At 63.9% G+C, this 19,780-nt stretch carries 17 protein-coding genes; 14 read left to right on the top strand and 3 right to left on the bottom strand.

All coding sequences use genetic code 11. The features are described 5' to 3' along the window. Positions 1-63: 63 nt before the first annotated feature. On the top strand, positions 64-3,027 hold the full coding sequence (gene ileS / locus P9272_RS25115; RefSeq protein WP_278162612.1) for an isoleucine--tRNA ligase: 2,964 nt from the start codon (positions 64-66) through the stop codon (positions 3,025-3,027). A 247-nt stretch (positions 3,028-3,274) separates the two neighbouring features. Next, positions 3,275-3,949: a hypothetical protein gene (locus P9272_RS25110; protein WP_128259468.1), complete on the top strand. Its 675-nt coding sequence runs from the start codon at positions 3,275-3,277 to the stop codon at positions 3,947-3,949. A 5-nt stretch (positions 3,950-3,954) separates the two neighbouring features. Here P9272_RS25110 and P9272_RS25105 read toward each other — a convergent pair whose 3' ends face one another. After that, positions 3,955-4,407 (bottom strand): nucleoside deaminase, encoded by a 453-nt coding sequence (locus tag P9272_RS25105; RefSeq protein ID WP_128259467.1) that lies wholly within the window; start codon positions 4,405-4,407, stop codon positions 3,955-3,957. A 180-nt stretch (positions 4,408-4,587) separates the two neighbouring features. On the opposite strand from P9272_RS25105, the gene P9272_RS25100 reads away from it, so the two are divergent. The 8 genes from P9272_RS25100 to P9272_RS25065 all read left to right on the top strand — a co-directional run bounded on the left by P9272_RS25100 (position 4,588) and on the right by P9272_RS25065 (position 13,177). After that, positions 4,588-6,549, top strand: coding sequence for a pseudouridine synthase (locus P9272_RS25100; protein WP_278162611.1), 1,962 nt, complete (start codon positions 4,588-4,590; stop codon positions 6,547-6,549). Next, positions 6,530-7,084 (top strand): 16S rRNA (guanine(966)-N(2))-methyltransferase RsmD, encoded by a 555-nt coding sequence (gene rsmD / locus P9272_RS25095; RefSeq protein ID WP_278162610.1) that lies wholly within the window; start codon positions 6,530-6,532, stop codon positions 7,082-7,084. The genes P9272_RS25100 and rsmD overlap by 20 nt, the downstream gene beginning before the upstream one ends. Positions 7,085-7,281: 197 nt before the next feature. Next, entirely contained in the window at positions 7,282-8,643 is a 1,362-nt protein-coding gene (locus P9272_RS25090; RefSeq protein WP_128259464.1) for a pitrilysin family protein, read from the top strand. An 8-nt stretch (positions 8,644-8,651) separates the two neighbouring features. Next, on the top strand, positions 8,652-10,043 hold the full coding sequence (locus P9272_RS25085; protein ID WP_278162639.1) for a pitrilysin family protein: 1,392 nt from the start codon (positions 8,652-8,654) through the stop codon (positions 10,041-10,043). Continuing rightward, positions 10,040-10,894 (top strand): patatin-like phospholipase family protein, encoded by an 855-nt coding sequence (locus P9272_RS25080; protein ID WP_278162609.1) that lies wholly within the window; start codon positions 10,040-10,042, stop codon positions 10,892-10,894. Before P9272_RS25085 ends, P9272_RS25080 begins: the two co-directional genes overlap by 4 nt. Positions 10,895-11,035: 141 nt before the next feature. Beyond that, positions 11,036-11,467 (top strand): hypothetical protein, encoded by a 432-nt coding sequence (locus P9272_RS25075; RefSeq protein WP_278162608.1) that lies wholly within the window; start codon positions 11,036-11,038, stop codon positions 11,465-11,467. Then, complete coding sequence (locus tag P9272_RS25070; RefSeq protein ID WP_278162607.1) at positions 11,464-12,333, top strand: alpha/beta hydrolase; 870 nt, start codon at positions 11,464-11,466, stop codon at positions 12,331-12,333. Before P9272_RS25075 ends, P9272_RS25070 begins: the two co-directional genes overlap by 4 nt. 22 nt (positions 12,334-12,355) lie before the next feature. Beyond that, complete coding sequence (locus P9272_RS25065; RefSeq protein WP_278162606.1) at positions 12,356-13,177, top strand: Stf0 family sulfotransferase; 822 nt, start codon at positions 12,356-12,358, stop codon at positions 13,175-13,177. Here the strand turns inward: P9272_RS25065 and P9272_RS25060 are convergent. Next, positions 13,166-14,362 carry a cytochrome P450 gene (locus tag P9272_RS25060; RefSeq protein ID WP_278162605.1) on the bottom strand — a complete coding sequence of 399 codons (1,197 nt, stop codon included), beginning with the start codon at positions 14,360-14,362 and terminating at the stop codon, positions 13,166-13,168. The two genes, P9272_RS25065 and P9272_RS25060, sit on opposite strands and share 12 nt — an antisense overlap. A 175-nt stretch (positions 14,363-14,537) precedes the next feature. Between P9272_RS25060 and P9272_RS25055 the strand changes: the two genes are divergently transcribed. Both P9272_RS25055 and P9272_RS25050 read left to right on the top strand, forming a co-directional pair. After that, entirely contained in the window at positions 14,538-15,470 is a 933-nt protein-coding gene (locus P9272_RS25055; RefSeq protein ID WP_278162604.1) for an Lpg1974 family pore-forming outer membrane protein, read from the top strand. Between the two features lie 18 nt (positions 15,471-15,488). After that, on the top strand, positions 15,489-16,346 hold the full coding sequence (locus P9272_RS25050) for an alpha/beta hydrolase (RefSeq protein WP_278162603.1): 858 nt from the start codon (positions 15,489-15,491) through the stop codon (positions 16,344-16,346). A gap of 75 nt (positions 16,347-16,421) precedes the next feature. Here P9272_RS25050 and P9272_RS25045 read toward each other — a convergent pair whose 3' ends face one another. Then, positions 16,422-16,898, bottom strand: a complete 477-nt coding sequence (locus P9272_RS25045) for a dihydrofolate reductase family protein (protein WP_278162602.1) — start codon at positions 16,896-16,898, stop codon at positions 16,422-16,424. 344 nt (positions 16,899-17,242) lie between these two features. On the opposite strand from P9272_RS25045, the gene P9272_RS25040 reads away from it, so the two are divergent. Both P9272_RS25040 and P9272_RS25035 read left to right on the top strand, forming a co-directional pair. Beyond that, positions 17,243-18,292 (top strand): LacI family DNA-binding transcriptional regulator, encoded by a 1,050-nt coding sequence (locus tag P9272_RS25040; RefSeq protein ID WP_278162601.1) that lies wholly within the window; start codon positions 17,243-17,245, stop codon positions 18,290-18,292. A 73-nt stretch (positions 18,293-18,365) separates the two neighbouring features. Continuing rightward, on the top strand, positions 18,366-19,613 hold the full coding sequence (locus P9272_RS25035) for a sugar ABC transporter substrate-binding protein (protein WP_278162600.1): 1,248 nt from the start codon (positions 18,366-18,368) through the stop codon (positions 19,611-19,613). Positions 19,614-19,780: the final 167 nt, after the last annotated feature.

The following is a 19,780-nucleotide window of genomic DNA, read 5'->3' as shown; positions in this document are numbered from 1 at the left end:
GTTCACCGCCCGGGCTTTCCGCCGTCGGGCAACGCAGATGGCAGATCAATGACCGACACCCCAATGACCAACACTGCTGAGACGATCGACTATTCCAAAACGCTCTATTTGCCGCGGACGGATTTCCCGATGCGGGCCGGACTGCCCGAGAAGGAGCCCGGCCTTGTCAAGCGCTGGCAGGACATGGACCTTTACAGAAGGCTTCGCGAGGAGGCCGCCGGCCGCGAGAAGTTCGTGCTGCATGACGGTCCGCCGTACGCCAACGGCAACATCCACATCGGCCATGCGCTGAACAAGATCCTCAAGGACGTCATCAACCGCTCCTTCCAGATGCGCGGCTATGACGCCAATTACGTGCCGGGCTGGGACTGCCATGGCCTGCCGATCGAATGGAAGATCGAGGAGCAGTACCGCGCCAAGGGCAAGAACAAGGACGAAGTGCCGGTCAACGAGTTTCGCAAGGAATGCCGCGACTTCGCCGCCCATTGGATCCAGGTTCAAGGCGGCGAGTTCCAGCGCCTGGGCGTCATCGGCGATTTCGACAATCCCTACACGACCATGGCCTACCACGCCGAGTCGCGCATCGCCGGCGAACTGTTGAAATTCGCCATGTCGGGGCAGCTCTACCGCGGCTCGAAGCCGGTGATGTGGAGCGTGGTCGAGCGCACCGCGCTTGCCGAGGCCGAAGTCGAGTACCAGGACTATGAGAGCGACACGATCTGGGTGAAGTTCCCGGTCGCGAGTCTTGCCCAGCCGGTCGCCGGCGCCGCGCCGGCGCTAGACGAAGCAGCGCTCGACCTCGTCGAGGCGCATGTCGTCATCTGGACGACGACGCCCTGGACCATCCCCGGCAACCGCGCCGTCAGCTATTCGCCACGCATCGGCTATGGCCTCTATGAGGTGACGGCGGCCGAGAACGCCTTCGGCCCGCAGCCCGGCGAGAAGCTGATCTTTGCCGACGCGCTGGCCGAGGAATGCGCTGCCAAGGCCAAGGTCACGTTGAACAGGCTTCACAGCGTATCGGCCCAACAGCTTGGGAAGATTACGCTTTCGCATCCTTTCAAGGGCCTCGGCCGCGGCTATGAGTTCCCGGTGCCGATGGTTGCCGGCGAGCATGTCACCGATGACGCCGGCACCGGCTTCGTCCACACCGCGCCCGGGCATGGCCGCGAGGACTTCGACGCGTGGATGGAGGCGGCCGCCGAGCTTCGGGCACGCGGCGTCGACACCACGATACCATTCACGGTCGATGATGCTGGCTTCTTCACCAAGGACGCGCCGGGCTTCGGCCCGGGACGCGAAGGGGGTGCTGCGCGCGTCATCGACGACAACGGCAAGAAGGGCAACGCCAATCAGGCGGTCATCGATGAGCTGATCAAACGCAACGCGCTTTTCGCCCGCGGTCGGCTGAAGCACAGCTATCCGCATTCCTGGCGCTCGAAGAAGCCGGTTATCTTCCGCAACACGCCGCAATGGTTCGTCTACATGGACAAGGACCTCGGCGACGGCACGACGCTGCGCAGCCGCGCGCTCACGGCGATCGACGATACCCGTTTCGTGCCGGCGGCCGGCCAGAACCGCATCCGCGCCATGATCGAAGAGCGCCCGGACTGGGTGCTTTCGCGCCAGCGCGCCTGGGGCGTGCCGATCGCCGTCTTCGCAGACGAGGACGGCAATGTGCTGAAGGACGAGGCCGTCAACCAGCGCATCATGGACGCCTTCGAGAAGGAGGGCGCGGACGCCTGGTTCGCCGACGGCGCCAAGGAACGTTTCCTCGGCAATCACGATGCCTCGAAATGGCAGCAGGTGATGGACATCCTGGACGTCTGGTTCGATTCCGGCTCGACCCATGTCTTCACGCTGGAAGACCGTCCGGACCTCAAATGGCCGGCCGACGTCTATCTGGAGGGCTCCGACCAGCATCGCGGCTGGTTCCATTCCTCGCTGCTCGAAAGCTGCGGCACAAGGGGCAGGGCGCCTTACGAAGCGGTCATCACCCATGGTTTCACCATGGACGAGGAGGGCCGCAAGATGTCGAAATCGCTCGGCAACACGGTGGTGCCGCAGGACGTGATAAAACAGTCCGGGGCCGATATCCTGCGGCTCTGGGTCGTGACGACCGACTATTGGGAAGACCAGCGGCTCGGCAAGAACGTGCTGCAGACCAATATCGACGCCTATCGCAAGCTCAGGAACACCATTCGCTGGATGCTGGGCACGCTCGCCCATGACGACGGCAATGATGTGGCGGTGGAGACGATGCCGGAGCTGGAGCGGCTGATGCTGCACCGGCTGTCCGAGTTGGACGAGGTGGTGCGTCAGGGCTACGACGCGTTCGAGTTCAAGCGCATCACCCGCGCGCTGCTGGACTTCATGGTGGTCGAGCTTTCGGCCTTCTACTTCGACATCCGCAAGGACGCGCTCTATTGCGACGGGCCGTCCAGCCTGCGCCGCAGGGCGGCTGTGCAGGTGGTTCGCCACCTCTTCGAATGCCTGGTGAAATGGCTGGCGCCGATGTTGCCCTTCACCACCGAGGAAGCCTGGCTCGACCGCCATCCGGAGGCCGTCTCGGTGCATCTCGACCAGTTCCCGGAGATTCCGCAGAACTGGCGCGACGAGGCGCTGGCCGAGAAATGGAGCAAGGTGAGGCAGGTGCGCCGCGTCATCACCGGCGCGCTGGAGATCGCGCGGGCCGAGAAGTTGATCGGCTCTTCGCTCGAGGCGGTGCCGGTGGTGACGCTGGATGACGCCGCGCTGGAAGCGGCCATCGCCGATGTCGACATGGCCGAGATGGCGATCACCAGCGACCTCGTCATCAAGCATGGCAAGGCGCCGCAAGGCGCCTTCGCGCTCGACGACGTCAAGGGCGTGGCGGTGGTGGTGGAGAAAGCCGAGGATCGCGGCCTTGCCAAATGCGCGCGGTCCTGGCGCTACACCGCCGATGTGGGCCAGGATCCGGAATTCCCGGACGTCTCGGCCCGCGACGCGGCCGTGCTGCACGAGCTGAAGGCGCTCGGACGCTTATAAGTGCATGTCGCCCAAAAGTGTGCAGCGATTTTGGGATCAACGACGTGCGCCGGTCAAATAAGTGCAAAAGTACCACGCCGGGCGGCCCATATCCGCCCGTGCGTTGCCCTTAATAAGCGGTTGAGGTAAACACGCGACACTCCGGCAGACAAATTGTCGCCGGATTTCCATCGCAAGTGCGGGGAAGAAGGGGACCGTGCCCTTGGCCGGTGGCGACCGAAAGGCAGTGAGAGTGGGACTTTTTGGCATGACCGACAGGACGTTCGCGCGCGCCGCGCTGGTGGCGCCGCTTGTGGTATCGGCCATCGCCTTGTCGGGGTGCATGAGTTCGCCGACCTACGGAACCGACAAGACGGCAGCCGCGCAGCTGTTCGACGATGTTTCCGGCGCTGCCTCGATCACGCCGAAGCACCGCGATGCGATCGACTACAAGCCGCGTCCTGACCTGGTGAAGCCCGCGCCGGGGCAGAAGCAAAACCTGCCGCCGCCGCAGCAGAGCATCGAGACGGCGAGCGCCGATTGGCCCGAATCGCCGGAGGCCCGCCGCGCCCGCATCCGCGCCGATGCCACCGCCCACCAGAACGATCCGAATTACCAGCCGGAAGCGGTCGAGGATGTTCAGACCGATCCAGAGGCGGTGAAGAAGGCGATGGCGGAGTCCGGATCCAGCCACCCGCCGCGCTGGTCGCCTGATGATTCCAGCGCTACGCGCACCGCGGAGATCCAGCGCCGGCTTGCCGAGCAGAAGCAAGGCAACCCGAACGTGCGCAAATATCTGAGCGAGCCCCCGCTTGCCTATCGCCAGGCTGCCGCCACCGCGCCGCAGAATGAGCTCGGCGAGGACGAATACAAGAAGGAGCGCCGCCTCAAGGCGCAGGCGGAAGGCAAGAAGGGCGGCTGGTTCGATTGGCTGGGGCTGTAAGAGCCCTAGATTTCCCGCCGTTCCCGAAAAAAATCCTTGAGGATGAGGGCGGCGGCGCTCTCGCCGATCCCCGGATAGATGTCTGGCGCGTGGTGACAGATGGGCGAAGCGAAGAAGCGTGTGCCGTTGACCACCGCGCCGCCTTTCTCGTCGGCTGCGCCGAAATAGAGGCGGCGCAGCCTGGCGAAGGAGATGGCACCGGCGCACATTGCGCAGGGCTCAAGCGTCACATAGAGGTCGTGGCCGGTCAGGCGCTCACTGCTGAGCCTTCGGCAGGCCTCGCGGATCGCCAGCATCTCGGCATGCGCTGTCGGGTCCGCCAGTTCACGCGTGCGGTTGCCGGCTTTCGCGATCACCGTGTTGCCATTGACGATCACCGCGCCGACCGGCACTTCGCCGCGACCGGCGGCCGCCTCGGCCTCTTCAAGCGCCAAGGCCATGAAATCCGGTCGTTTCAAGCGGTTTCCATTCCGATTACTCCTCGCCACCCGAGAGTGATCCTGTTATCTAGCGCGAGACCCTGAAAACCGGAATCGGTTTTTGCCGCGCCACCAGATGCGCAAAATCAAGATGACACTGCCGGCGTTGGGCGTCCGCAAGGGCGCGCGGCGCTGTAGCAGGCGAAGACGAGCAAAGTAATGGACGACGACAAGAAATCTCCACGCGGGCCGCGTAAGGGCGGCTCGAAGCCGGCGGGCCGGCGAGACGGCAAGCCGGCCCACGGCGCCAAGAAGCCGTTCGCCAAGCGTGAGCGGCCTATGGCTGCCGAAGGCGAGCGCCGCGATTTCAAACGCAGCTACAAGCCGCGTGAAACAGGTGAAGGCGCTGAGCGCGGTGACCGGCCGTTCCGCAAAGGCACGCCGCGCGACGGCAAGCCCTTCGACAAACGCGAAGGCCGCAAGCCCCCCTATACGCCACGCGGTGACCAGCCGGTGGCCGCCGAAGGCGAGCGCCCGGCCCGCGATTTCAAGCGCAGCTACAAGCCGCGCGAAGCGGGCGAGAGTGCGGAGCGTGGCGACCGGCCGTTCCGCAAAGGTCCGCCGGGTGACGGCAAGCCCTTCGACAAGCGAGATGACCGCAAGCCCTATACGCCACGCGGTGACCGGCCGGTGGCCGCCGAAGGCGAACGTGGCGAACGCCGTTTCGAGCGCCCCCGGCCTGCGTTCGGCGAGCGTCCTGCGCGCGACTTTGCCGACCGGCCGAAGCGTGATTTCAGCGATCGTCCGCGTGGCGCCGGAAAGCCCGAGGGCGGCTTCAAGCCGCGCCCGCGTCCTTCGGAAGCCGCGCCCGAAGCAGGCGAGCGTATCGCCAAGCGGCTGGCGCGTGCCGGCATCGCCTCACGCCGGGATGCCGAGGAACTGATCGCGGCAGGCCGCGTCAAGGTCAACGGCAAGGTGCTGGACTCGCCGGCTTTCAACGTCAGCGCCAACGACGTCATCCATCTCGACGGCACCGAGATCCCGCCTATTGAGCGCACGCGCCTGTTCCTATTCCACAAGCCGGCGGGCGTCGTCACCACCAACCGCGATCCGGAAGGCCGCAAGACCGTCTTCGACGTTCTGCCCGCCGACCTGCCGCGGCTGATGACCATCGGCCGGCTCGACATCAACACCGAGGGGCTGCTGCTTTTGACCAATGACGGCGGACTGTCGCGCGTGCTTGAATTGCCGGCCACCGGCTGGCTGCGGCGCTATCGTGCGCGCGTCCACGGCAAGGTCGAGGAAAGCGCGCTTGCCGGCCTGCGCGAGGGCATCGCCGTCGACGGCGTGTTCTATGGTTCGATCGAGGCCTCGCTCGACCGCGAGCAAGGAACCAATGCCTGGCTGACGCTCGGCCTGCGCGAAGGGAAGAATCGCGAGGTGAAGAACATCCTCGGCGCGCTTGGCCTCGACGTCACGCGGCTGATCCGCATTTCCTACGGACCGTTCCAGCTGGAAGATCTGCCCGAGGGCCATGTGCTGGAGATCAAGGGGCGCGTTTTGCGCGAGCAGCTCGGCGAACGGCTGATCGAGGAATCCGGCGCCAATTTCGATGCCGAGATCCAGAAGCCGTTTTCAAACAAGCCGGTGCGCGGCGGCGGTCCGCGCCGCGAAGAGGCCGACCGGCCGAAATTCACGCGCGACGGCGACCGCCGGCCGATCGGCGAGGGCGGGCTGATCAAGGCGCGCAAGCGCCGCGAAGACAGCCGCGACGAGGCACTGAGCAAGCTCTCGACGAAGCCCGAGCGGGCGTTTGGCGAGCGCGGCCCGAAACCCGATCGCGGCGGCTTCGGCGACAAGCCGCGTGGCGGGTTTGGCGACAAGCCCCGTTTCGGCGGCAAGAAATCCGAGCGCGAGCAGCGGCCGATCGAGCCGCCGGGCCAGCGCAAGGCCAATGTCTGGATGGCGCCGGGCGCCCGGCCGATCGGCAAGGGCAGGGCGGAAGCCGACGCGGCCAGGGCCGCCGAGGCGAAGGCGCGCAAGGCATCCTACAAGCCGGGCGGCAAGGGCAAGCCGGGCGCGAAGCCGTTCGGCAAGCCGCGCGGCGAGCGCCCCGAAGGCGATGGCGGCAACAGGCCGCGCGGTCCGAAGAGGGGCGGCGATGCGGATCGTCGGCGGTGAGTTCCGCGGGCGTCCGCTGGCGACGCCGAAAACCAATGCCATCCGCCCCACGACCGACCGCACCCGCGAGGCGGTGTTCAACGTCCTGGCGCATCGCTACGCTGACAAGCTGGAGGGCGGCCGCGTGCTCGACCTCTTCGCCGGCACGGGCGCGCTCGGGCTGGAGGCTTTGTCGCGCGGCGCATCCTACTGCGTCTTCATCGAGGAATCGACCGAGGGGCGCGGCCTGATCCGCGAGAATGTCGATGCCTATGGGCTCACCGGTCGCACGAAAATCTTCCGCCGCGACGCAACCCATCTCGGCGAAGCCGGCACGATCTCGCCCTTTGGCCTGATCTTCGCCGATCCGCCCTATGGCAAAGGTCTCGGCGAACGGGCGCTGCGCTCGGCCAGGGACGGCGGCTGGCTTCTGCCCGGCGCGCTCTGCGTCGTGGAGGAGGCGGCGTCGGCGCCGTTCGAGCCGGGCGCCGGTTTTTCGGTGATGGACGAGCGCAATTACGGCGAAACGGTTATCCGGTTCATCGAGGCCAGCTAAAGCATGTGTCCCGAAGTGGGAACCGGTTTCGGGACAAAGACATGCTTAAAATCAAAGACCTAAAGCGCATGGAGCGAATCCGAAGGATCGCGACGCGCTTTAGGTTGTTATAGCCGCGCCTCGAAAATGCCGAACAATTCACTTTGCCTCGCCAGCGAACCTTGCCTATCGTCGCGCAACCGGGACCGGAGAATTTGATGACATCTACGCGGATTGGGCTGCGCGCGGCGCTTCTTGCCGGCACGCTGGCGCTCGTGGCGGCTGCTCCGGCCCGTGCGGCCGACGATGGCCACGTCAAGGATTTCCTGCTCGACAACGGCATGGAAGTGGTCGTCATCCCGGACCATCGCGCGCCTATCGTCACGCATATGGTCTGGTACAAAATCGGCAGCGCCGACGAGCCGCCCGGCAAATCCGGCATCGCGCATTTCTTCGAGCACCTGATGTTCAAGGCCACGACCACTCATGCGGCCGGCGAGTTCGACCGTGCCGTGTCCGAGATCGGCGGCTCGAACAACGCCTTCACCTCCTACGACTACACCGCCTTCCACGAGACGGTGCCGCCCTCGGCGCTCGAACAGATGATGGGCTTCGAGGCCGATCGCATGCGCAACCTGATCCTGACCGACGACGTCATCAAGACCGAGCGCGATGTGATCCTGGAGGAGCGTCGCTCGCGCATCGACAGCAATCCGCAGGCGGTGCTCGACGAGGAGGTCGATGCGACGCTCTGGCAGAACCAGCCCTACCGCATTCCGGTGATCGGCTGGATGCAGGAGATGGAGCAGTTGAACCGTCCGGACGCGAAAGCCTTCTACGACAACTACTACCGGCCCAACAACGCGGTGTTGATCGTAGCGGGCGACGTCGAGCCGGATGCCGTCAAGGCGATGGCCGAGCGCACCTACGGCAAGGTCGCGCGCGGTCCGGATCTGCGGCCGCGCATCCGCCCGGTCGAGCCGGAGCAGAACACCAAACGCACCGTGACGCTGACCGACGCGCGCGTCTCGGTGCCGAGCTTTTCGACGCAATGGGTGGTGCCATCCTATCATACGGCCAAGCCCGGCGAGGCGGAGGCGCTCGACCTGCTCGCCGAGATCCTCGGCGGCGGCAACCGCAGCCGGCTTTATCAAGAGCTCGTCGTCAAGCAGGGGATCGCCTCAGACGCGGCAGCCTATTTCCAGGGCACGATGCTCGATGCCACCAATTTCACGGTCTATGGTGCGCCGCGCGGCGACGCCAAGCTTGCCGATGTCGAGGCGGCGGTCGATGCCGAGATCGCCCGCATCGTCAAGGACGGCGTGAGCGACGATGAGCTGGAACGGGCCAAGACCCGCTACGTGCGCTCCATGATCTTTGCCCGCGACAAGCAGGACGACATGGCCAACATGTATGGCTCCACGCTTGCCACGGGCGGCAACGTCAAGGACGTTCAGGAATGGCCGGATCGCATCCGCAAGGTCACCGCCGACCAGGTCAAGGCGGTCGCCGCCCGCTACCTGGTGCTCGACCATTCGACCACCGGCTATCTCTTGCCGCAGCAACAGGCGGGGAATTGATGATGAGCATGGCTCTTGGCTATACGAGCGCAGTACCTTCTTCGACTAGGGAAGAAGGAGGGCGCGTCTATCGCGCCGTCGCCACGCTTTGCTTTGCCCTGTTCTTCCTGCTTTTGCCGGCGCTTGCGGCGCGCGCGGAGATGAACATCCAGGAGGTGAAGTCGAAGAAGGGCATCACCGCATGGATGGTGGAGGACCATTCTATTCCGCTGATCGCCATCCGCTTCGTCTTCGACGGCGGCAGCGCGCAGGATCCGGCCGGCAAGGAGGGCCTGGTCAATTTGATGACCGGCCTGTTCGACGAAGGCGCCGGTGGCCTCGATAGCGACGCCTTCCAGCAGAAGCTCGACGATGCCGGCGCCGAGATGAGTTTCCAGGCCGCGCGCGACGGCACCTATGGTTCGATGCGCATGCTGTCTGAGCAGAAGGACGAGGCTTTCGGCCTGCTGAAGCTGGCGGTGAACAGCCCGCGTTTCGACCAGGCGCCGATCGACCGTATCCGCGCCCAGGTGCTCTCCGGCATCCTCGCCAACGAGCGCGATCCGAACACGGTGGCGCAGCAGCGGTGGCTGCGCGCCATTTATGGCAAGCATCCCTATTCGCGTTCCGACCAGGGCACGAAGGACAGCTTGACCACCATTACCGCTGATGACATCAGAGCCTTCCACAAGGCCAATTTCGCCCGCGGCGGCCTGCATGTGGCGGTGGTCGGCGACATCGACGCCGCGTCACTGAGCAACAAGCTGGACGACGTCTTCGGGGATCTGCCTGAAAAGCAGGCGCTGGCTCCGGTGTCGGATGTCACGCCAAAGCTGGGGCAGCAGCTCGAGGTGAACTACGACTTGCCGCAGACCTCGCTGCAGCTCGCCTGGCCGGGCGTGAAACGCAGCGACCCCGATTTCTTCGCCACGGTCCTGATGAACGAGATCCTGGGCGGCTCGACCTTCACCTCCCGGCTCTTTTCGGAGGTGCGCGAGAAGCGCGGCCTTGCCTATGGCGTCAGTTCCGATCTCGTCGACAACGAGCACTCACACTCACTGCTGGTGACGACGGCGACGCGCTCGGACCGCGCTGCCGAAACGCTTTCGATCGTGCGCCAGGTGGTGAAGGACATGGCCGAGAACGGCCCCACCGAGGAAGAGCTCGCGGCGATCAAGAAATACATGATCGGCGCTTACGCCATCAACAACCTGGATTCCTCCAGCTCCATCGCCGCAACGCTGGTCGAGCTGCAGGTCGACAATCTCGGCATCGACTATATGAAGCGCCGCGCCGCGCTCATCAACGCGGTGACGCTGGCCGACGTCAAGGCGGCGGCGAAGAAGCTTCTGTCGACCGATCCCGCCGTGATGGTCATCGGCCCGCCGCTGGTGCAGGTGGCGGGGGGCGGCAAGGGATGAGCCCAACCTTCGGGGTGGCTTTCGGCGGCGGCGGCGCGCGCGGCCTCGCGCATATCCACATCATCGAGGCTCTCGATGAGCTTGGCATCAAACCGGTGGCGATCGCCGGCTCGTCTATCGGCTCCATCATGGGAGCCGGCATGGCGTCGGGCATGACGGGCGCCGAGATCCACGGCTATGCCCGATCGATCCTCGGCAGCCGGGCCGAAGTGGCGGCGCGCATGTGGCGCTCGCGGCCGGGCACGATCGCGGAGGCCATGCAGGGCGGCATCCGCGTCGGCCAGTTCAACATCGAGCGCATCCTGAAGGCCTTCCTGCCTGAGCCGATCCCGCAGACGTTCGACGCGCTGAATATCCCGCTCAAGGTGACGGCGACCGATTATTTCGGTCACAAGCTGGCGGTGCTCGCCGAGGGAGAATTGCATTCGGCGCTCGCCGCTTCGGCTGCCATCCCAGCGGTGTTCCGTCCGGTGGTGCGCAATGGCTGCCTGCTGATCGACGGCGGCATCTACAATCCGGTCCCCTTCGATCTCCTCGAAAAGGATGCCGACATCATCATCGCGATCGACGTGGTCGGAGCGCCGAGCGATGCAGAGCGCAAGCACCCGACCACGGTCGACCTGATGTATGGCGCCTCGCAATTGATGATGCAGTCGATCATCGCCAACAAGCTGCAGCAGTCCAGGCCCGACATCCTGATTCGCCCGAAGGTCTCGAAGTATCGCGTGCTCGATTTCCTGAAGATCGAGGCACTGATGGCCGAGACGGCGGAGATCAAGGACGAAATGAAGCGCGCCGTTGACAAGGCCGTGGCCAGGCATGGCGCCAAGCGCGGGAAGAAGGCTGTTTAGACGGGTGCGAGTGTCTTCGGCGGCCCGAGCCTTGAGCGTTCCTCTGCCTGCAGCTTTATAGGGCCGCATATTGTCTGCCCACTAGCCGGAGGCCGACGGCACATCATATTGTTGCGCCCGTATGAATCTTCCTGAGTCCACATGAGCAACCTTCTTTTCACCCGCGTCCCTTTCAACCCGCTCTCGCTGGGTCTGGTCTGCAACTTCATTGCGCACTACCCGCCTTTCGATGGCTACGAATTTGGCCAGATGGTGAAGTCGTTGCGCTATCAGATCGAGCAGCAGTCGCATTTGATCGGTGCCATTGACGATGTGATCGTCGCATACGTCGGCTGGGTCGTGACCAGCCGTGAGATCGCCGAAACATGGGTCGCGAACAATGGCCCGCTCAATCCGGACCCGGGCGGCAGCGCAATTGCCGCAACCGTCATGGCAACGCGCTCGTCCTCTCACATCCTGCCGTTGATCAAGGAGGCGAAACTGCTCAACCTCGACAAGTCGGTTTATTGGAAGCGCGATTTCATCGACGCGCGTGGCGCCATGAAACGCGCCGTGCGCAAGCGGGATGCATGATGGACCAGGTCGCGTTTGGCGAGGGGTTTACCCAGGAGATTCTGATCCGCCTCGGCGACCGTTATGCGTCGATGTTCGTGCGCATCTGGCAGCCGGCAGGCCAGTCTCGCGGTACAGTATATTGCCTCCACGGCTTTACCGGAAACGGCGCCGACTTCGATTACCTCGCGACCTTTCTCTGCCGCAATGGCTATCTGGTGATCTGCCCCGATCTGCTCGGGCGCGGGCGCAGCGCGTATCTTGGCGGGGGCTATGACATCGATCTCTATTCCAGGTGCTTGCGAGCGCTCAGCCAGTTTGCCGGCAAGGAGAACCATTTCATAGGCACGTCATGGGGCGGGCTGATCCTGATCCTGTTCCTCCATGCCAACCGCGGCCGCGTCGATCGGATAGTCCTCAATGATGTTCCCCTGATAGGAGGGCCGAAGGTGGACGCGTTGAGAGAGGCGGTCATCCGCGAAAGCACCCTGATCTTCGAGACGCGCGCGGCTGCGAGGAACCATCTGCGCGCTGCCAGCGCGGAAATGGGTCCGGTCGATGAGGTGGTTCTAACCCGCTACATCGAGAACCGCATTGCCGCCGGCACCGAAGGCGTTCGCCTCGCTTATGATCCGGCCGCGACCGGGAATTTCGCGGCAATGACCGGACGTGCATACGACCTGTTCCCCATGGCGGCCAAACTGGATGCGAGGATGCTATCTATGTACGGGCGAAACAGTGAATTCATGGACAGGAGCGCGTTGGAGCGCACGCGCCGGGTCCGACCCGATATCTGTGTCGTCGACAATCTCGATGCGGGCAGTCCACCCTCGCTGATGACGCCTGATCAGGCCTTCCTGATCCTGGGTTTCCTGTCCGCCGTCTGAGTGGCTGACTTTGGGGATTGGAATGCACTTCGAGGAAGCGTACAGCAAGCTGTTGTTGGCTGCTTTCGATCAGGCCGGACAGGATGGCCAGCCGGCCAAGATCCTGATCTGCACGACGCCGCGAACCGCGGGCCATTCGTACTGCCGGGTGCTGCGGCATTTCGGGCTCGGCCTGCCGACCGAGTATTTTCAGTGGCAGTTTGCCCTGCCGCTTATGCGGCGCTGGACTGGCCACGACGCCATCGACGTCCCGGCGCTCGGTCAGGCGGCCGCGTCATATGGACGGCAGCTTCTGGCAAAACGCTCGGTCAATGGCGTCTTTGCGGCAAAGCTGTTCGCAGGCAATTTGGACTTTGCACGCCGCTCGATCGGCGAGGACGACACCGGATCATTTTACGTCTTTCTGTCCCGGCGTAACAAGGTCGAGCAGACCGTGAGCCTGCTTTCGATGCTCCATACGGGGCAACCCTTCGATGGCGGAGAGACGCTGCCCGGAATCCCGAAATTGAAGATTATCAGCCAGAGGGCGGTCATCGATACGGTGCGTCATATCGCCGACTGCGAGACGGTGTGGCGGAATTACTTCTCGACCATTGATGCCACAAGGGTGGCCACTGTCGCTTATGAGGATTTTGTCGCAAGTCCTTATGAAAACGCACGAGCTACGATGCGAAGCTGGTTTCCGGCCCACGATCTGGAAAAGCCTGCCGCCTCTGAGGCAAGCGGCCGCTATCAGAACGATGCGGCCATGAAGACAATCATCGGGAGGCAATTCGGGGGCCTGATCCGGGAGCTTTGGCGCGACATGCCAAGCCCAACGGACCGGCCTTTGTCAGCGCCTTGACACCGTTACTGCCATGCCGCTCGCCGGGCGTAGCGCCAGCGCATAGTCGAAGCGGATAATGTCGTCGGTGCGGGCAAATGCGAATTGCCGCACCACCGCGCGGACCGCCTGCTCGACCTCCATGCGGCCAAGACGGGCGCCTCCGCACATGCGCGGCCCGGTCAGGAAGGGGATGAAGGCGCGCCGGTCGTAACTGTTGTCGATGAATTCCTTGCGGCTGGCATCGAAGGTCCTCGGATTGTCCCAGAATTCGGGGTGCTGGTGCACGCCAACGATCGACAGCATGATCAGTTGTCCGGTCCTGAGCGGCACGCCGCAGATCTCGGCGTCGTCCCTTGCCTCTCGTGTCAGGAATGGAATCGGTGGAAAATACCGCATCGTTTCGTTGATGAAGCAGTCGGTGAATGGCGCGTCTGCCTTGCCGCTGGTGATCTCGTCATGGATACGCTCCTGCACCTTCTGGTTGGCGCCGAGCCTGTCGATCACCCACAGCACCGTCGTTACGGTGGTTTCAACGCCGGCGAAGAGGTTCATCACGAACTCTTCAATCGGTGAAAAACCGTCGATCGAGCCTGATTTCTCGGAGAAGCGGCCCATTTCCGCCGCGGACCGCGGGTCCGCCATCAGTTGCTTTCCGAACTCGGCTATCACGGCACGGGCGTCGCCGATGACGCTGTTGCGCTCGACATCGGTGGGCGTGACCCAGGAATAATACTGCAGACGCCGCAGCACTTCGCGCGTCCGATCGATCAAGCCCGCCGTCAGGTGGCGCTGGGCCGCTAGGCCGAACGCCCGGTAGAAGATGGTCAGGGCGCCGGCGAAGAGCGCGTACTGAATGCCAGCCAGCGACGTCTCGCATTCGGCGAGGCAGTTAGCGAAGATCGCGGACACGCTTTGCTGTTGGGCAGGCTTGGCCGCTGCCAGATAGACGTCCTGCGTGATGGCGCGCCTTGTCGCCCACTCCTGGTCATTGGTGTTGAAGCGGCTGAAGCCGAGCGCGGATATCAGCGAGAAGTTCTTGCGAAACAGGGCAGGGGCCTTGGCGATCCTGTCGACCGCATCGGGGTGGTCGAAGACCACGAGATTGCCGATTTCACGAGGTCCGGGGGCTATGTGGCCACTCTGGGCAAAGAGCGCGTAGGCAAGATTGTTCAGAAAGCCTTCGATATGCGCGCGATTTTCCATGATGCCCCTGCTACGTCGCCACCAGACGCAACTGTCTTCGATTTATGGTGCTTTTTGTCGGTGTTGCAAAGATGTGACACCGGCGAGTCAATGCGACGGATCACACGCTCGGCAATAGGTCTTTATACGACTCTCTGCAATATTGGCGCCGGCGAGATTCTGGGTGGGGACAAGCATGCGGACTCAAGTACCGGGTAAACTTTTGGCGACGGCGGCGGCATCGGCGGCCTCCGTGACAACGATTGGCATGGCCACGGCTCACGCCACTGAAACGCAACCGCCGGACCAGGCGGTCATCGATTCGCGCATCAAGTTGTCGTTCGAGGGCGCGTATTTCTGGAACAATGTCCACAAGGATGACAAGCTCAACAGCGATAAACTCGGCAATAGCAACGGCGATATCTCCGGGTCCGTGGCGTTGACCAGGCAAATCTCCCCGGGCCTGGATTGGCGTCTTTCCGGCGCCTTTCATGTCGGCAAGGATCGTTCGACTCTGCTCGGTGAGGGACCTATCACAGGTCCTGGTAATACGCCGGGCACCCTGGGTATTAGCTACGGCGATAGCTACACCTTCCAGACTTTCGACTTCGACGTCGGCAAGCATGTGAAGGTACAGCAGGCTGACATCCGTTTCTTCGGCGGCCTGCGGCTGGTGCATTCGGACGAAACCGTATTCGACGTGTCCGAGAAGTTCACGCCCAACAATCCCGCGGACAAAGGCATCTCCGCCGACAAGGTCGGCACGGCCGAATACTGGGGCATCGGTCCGCGCGTCGGTGCGGAAGCATACTATCCGGTCGGCGAAAACTGGGGCCTGACGGGTTCGGCTTCGGGCGCGATCATGTGGGGTCGCCGCACCGAGCGTGTCGGTTTCAATATCTCGTCCACAAACCCTGTCGATCACTTTTCCGAAACGCTGGCCAGTCAGGGTTCGAACGAGACGGTCTCGAACCTCGACGCGTCGCTCGGCCTGAGCTGGACGCCGGTAACGAACACTACCTTCACCGCAGGTTACAAGGTCGAAGCTTGGCACAATCTGCTTGTGAACGCAGATCACAAGAACCAAGTGTTCCAGGGCCCGTTCCTGCGCCTCGAAGTCAAAATGTGATCGCAGCGGCCGCTCAGGGTGACTTCGGAGACAGGTTTCGAGTCCAGGTTCGCGTCGAACGGAAACGTCAAACTGCACTACATCGCGGCGGGCTCCGGCCCGCCGATCGTTTTTCTGCACGGCTTTCCCGACCATGGTCTTGGCTGGCGCCGTCAGATCCAGGCCTTATCCAGCAAATTCAGGGTGTTGGCGCCGGATCTTCGCGGATTCGGGTCGAGCGACAAGCCAAGAGGACATGCCCACTACGCGTTGCTGCCAAACCTGGTGCAGGACGTGCTGGCCATCCTCGTGGCGGAACAACTCTCCCAGGCCTCGATCGTCGGTCATGACTGGGGTGGAACCATCGCCTGGTGGCTGGCCATGCGCGTGCCGTCTGCGGTGCGCCACCTCATAATTCTGTCCAGTCCCCACCCGCGCAACTATCTTCGGGCCATGGCCGATTCTGGCAATGCAGGATATTTCGGCTATGTCCGTCGTTTCCAGGAAGCCGGCGCGGCCGCCCTGCCCACGCCTGAGGAGCTTGCCGCCTGGGTCCCCGACGTGGACGACAGACAGGCGCTCGCAGCGTCGCTTCGACGATCCGACCCCGAGGCGATGCTGGGTTATTACAGGGCCAACGTCCCGCTCGGCCGGGTGCCGGATATCGGCCCGTTGCCCTTGGTCAGGGCGCCGACTCTGGTGCTGTTCGGCACCGACGACCCCTATGTCCCGGCGAGCGCCTTTGACGGCACGTTCCGCGAGATCGACAATGTTTCGGCCACAGTGGCGCTGCCTGGTGCCGGCCATTTCATCCACCACCAGGCGGCGGGATTCGTGAGCCGCGAGATCGAGGCGTGGGTGTCGCGGCCGCCGTCGAGTTTTCGCGGGTTGGGGTAGTTGCTCGTCAGACGTTCGCTGCTGCTGGCGCATACACCAACGCCACCACGCCATTGCTGAACGGCTTGGCCGAGATCAGCTCCAGTGGAACCTGCGCATCAACCGCGAACAGCGGTTTGCCCTGGCCGACGGCGCCCGGGGTAACTGAGCAGTCTGAGGCGGTCGACGAGGCCGTGGCTTAGCAACTGCCAGGCGACGCTGAGACTGCCCATGCACGTAGATGTTTCCGCCGCCGGTCTGCTTCAGCTTCGCCACGGCTTCGGGCAGGGGACCTTTCAGCAATTCGGCCGGCTTCCAGTCGAGGTCCTTCAGCGTGGTCGAGGCGACGTTTTTCGGCAGCGTGTTGAATCGGTCTGCGAAGTCGCCGGTCTGCTTCGGCCACGAGCGTGCAAAGATCTGATAGGTCGTGCGACCGAGAAGCATGGCGCCGCTGTCGGCAAGCTCGTCCTCCTTGAAGGTGTTCATCTCCTCGTTCCAAGCCACGCCTGGGAGCTTCTCGACCTCGGCGATGCAGTCGACGCTGATGAATTCGGTGAGGATGAGCTTTCTCATGATGCTCCCTCTGGTAATGGGTCGTCCATAGGACTCGCCGGATGGCGCTTTCCCGACAACAACGAGGCCCGACGGAATGACGGCAGGCCCTTTTGCCTGAGACGGCCGCTTCAGAATGGACCCCGTTCGATACAGAGGGGTCGACATGATGCTGGCGTTTCGAGCCCGAGCAATCATTCCCGCTGCCACGAGAAATCCCTTGCCTTCGACTTGATCTTGGCCTTAGTCTCCCATCTGAGAAAACCTTTTCCCAACCCTTCGCTTTCGGCATCCGCCCCTCGGCCCGAATGCAGCAGGCTTCTGTGAGAAAAGGTTTTCTCAACTTGAGAGGTTCTGCAATATAGATGTCTTCCGACGCCGAGCCAGCGCCAGTTTCCGCCAAGCCGCCGGTCACGCTGCGCGAGGTAGCGGCTGCTGCCGGCGTCAGCGTCGCGACGGCGTCCAAGGCGCTGAACGGGCAGGGGCGGATGACGGCGGAGACGCGCGAGCGCATTCGCGAGACGGCCAGGCATCTCGGCTTCCGGCCGAACAGCCTGGCGCAGAGCCTGCTCAGAAGACGCTCCTTCACCGTCGGCCTGCTCACCAACGATACCTATGGCCGCTTCTCGCTGCCGCTGATGGCCGGCGTTTCGGATGCGCTGGTCGACAAGGGCGTGTCGGTGTTCCTGTGCAATGTCGAGGACGACCAGCGGCTCGGCCAGCTGCATGTCGAGGCCATGCTCGACAAGCGCGTCGACGGCATCGTCGCCACCGGAAAGCGCATCGACCGGCATCTGCCGGTCGACCTCTCCAACCTGCGCATTCCGGTCGTCTACGCCTTCACCCAGCCCGATCCCGGCGCGATCGGCCTCGTCTCCGACGATGCCGGCGGCGCGCGGCTGGCGGTGGAGCATTTTCTGCGGCTCGGCCGCCGGCGCATTGCCCATGTGAGCGGGCCGGCGAGCTTCGCCGTCGTGCATGCGCGTGCGCAAGCCTGGCGCGATGTCCTCAAGGAGAACGGCCTAGCCGAGAGCGAGCCGTTGCTCGGCGCCTGGTCGGAAGCCTGGGGCCACGAGGCAGTCGAAAAACTGTTCGGCAAGGCGGATAGGGAAGGGTGGCCCGACGCCGTCTTCTGCGGCAACGACCAGATCGCGCGCGGCGTCATCGATGCGCTGCGCGAGCGCGGCATCGGCGTGCCCGAAGATGTCGGCGTCATCGGCTTCGACAATTGGGAGATCGTGGCCGAGGCGACGCGCCCGCCGCTCACCTCCGTCGACATGAATCTTTCGACGCTCGGCCGCGAGGCCGGGCTTGCCCTGCTTTCGCTCGTCGACGGCCAGCCGGCCGCGCCGGGCATCAGGAAACTGCCGTGCCGCCTGGTGGTGCGTCAGTCATGCGGAAGTCCGCCGGAATGAAGCAACAAGGCCACGCGCCCGCATCCGCCGGGCGGCGTGGCCAACTGGGAGGAGAACCATGAGGAGGAGTAACGTGAAGACCATGCTTGCCAAGCTGATGCTTGCCGCTGCCGTCATCGGCGGAGGCCTGCAGGCGGCGTCCGCCGAGACCGCCAACATCTGGGTGCGCGCCGACGGCTCGAACTTCATGCCGCGCATCGTCGATGCCTTCAACAAGGCGCACAAGGACCAGGTCAAGCTCGACATCATCCCCAACGCTGAGATCATCCCGAAATATGGCGCCGCAGCCGCCGGCGGCACGGCGCCCGACGCGCTCTCGCTCGACCTGATCTACACGCCGTCCTTCGCCGCCGCCGGCCAGCTGGAGGACATCACCGACTGGGCGAAATCCTTGCCCTATTTTTCCAGCCTCTCGCCGGCGCATGTGAAGACCGGCACCTATAAGGACCGCATCTATGGCCTGCCGTTCTCGGCCGACGCCTCGGTGCTGATCTGGAACAAGAAGCTGTTCAAGCAGGCGGGGCTGGACCCGGAGAAGGGGCCGGCCAACTGGGCCGAGATCGCGGCCGACGCCGAAAAGGTCAACGCGCTCGGCGGCGACATCAAGGGTTTTTACTTCTCCGGCAACTGCGGCGGCTGCAACATCTTCACCTTCACGCCGCTGATCTGGGCCTCGGGCGGCGACATCCTGTCGGAAGACGGCTCGAAGGCGACGCTTGACAGCCCGCAACTGCGCGGCGCCATCGACCTCTACCGCTCGATGATCAAGAAGGGGCTGGTACCCGAGGGCGCGCAGACCGACACCGGCGCCAACTTCTTCGCCGCCTTCGCCGGCGGCAAGATCGGCATCTCGCCCTCCGGCGCCTTCGCCATCGGCGCGCTCAACACGCAATATCCTGATATCGACTACGGCATCACCTTCCTGCCGGGCAAGGATGGCGGCTGGTCGTCCTTCGCCGGCGGCGACAATTTCGTCGTCACCAAGGGCACCAAGAAGATCGCCGTGGTGAAGGAGTTCCTGGACTTCGCCTATTCGCTCGAAGGCCAGATGATCCTCGCCAAATATGGCAGCCTGCCGGTGCGCAACGACATCGCCAAGGACGCGCTGAAGGAACTCGACCCGCGCTACCAGGTGGCGGCCGAGGCGATGGCCAAGGGCAGGACGCCTTATTCGGTGGTGTTCAACGATTTGATCAACTCCGCCAACGGTCCGTGGACGCAGATGATCAACGAGGTGTTCTTCGGCGACGACGTCGACGGCGCCATCAAGAACGCGCAGGACACGATGCAGTCGATCATCGACCAGGCGCCGAACAAGTAGACACCAGGGCCGACCGGCGGCGGGGATCGCGCAACGCCCCGTCGCCGGGGCCCTGGCCCGGGGGCCCCCCCCCCCCCCCCGCCCGCCCGCCGGCCGGGGGGGGGGGGGGGCGGCCGAGATATTAGAGTATTGATATAAAAAATAACAAAAACACCCCACAAACCAAA

It is taken from the genome of Mesorhizobium sp. WSM4976 (assembly GCF_029625685.1).
GTDB lineage: Bacteria > Pseudomonadota > Alphaproteobacteria > Rhizobiales > Rhizobiaceae > Mesorhizobium.
This window is presented reverse-complemented; position numbering and strand designations above follow the sequence as displayed.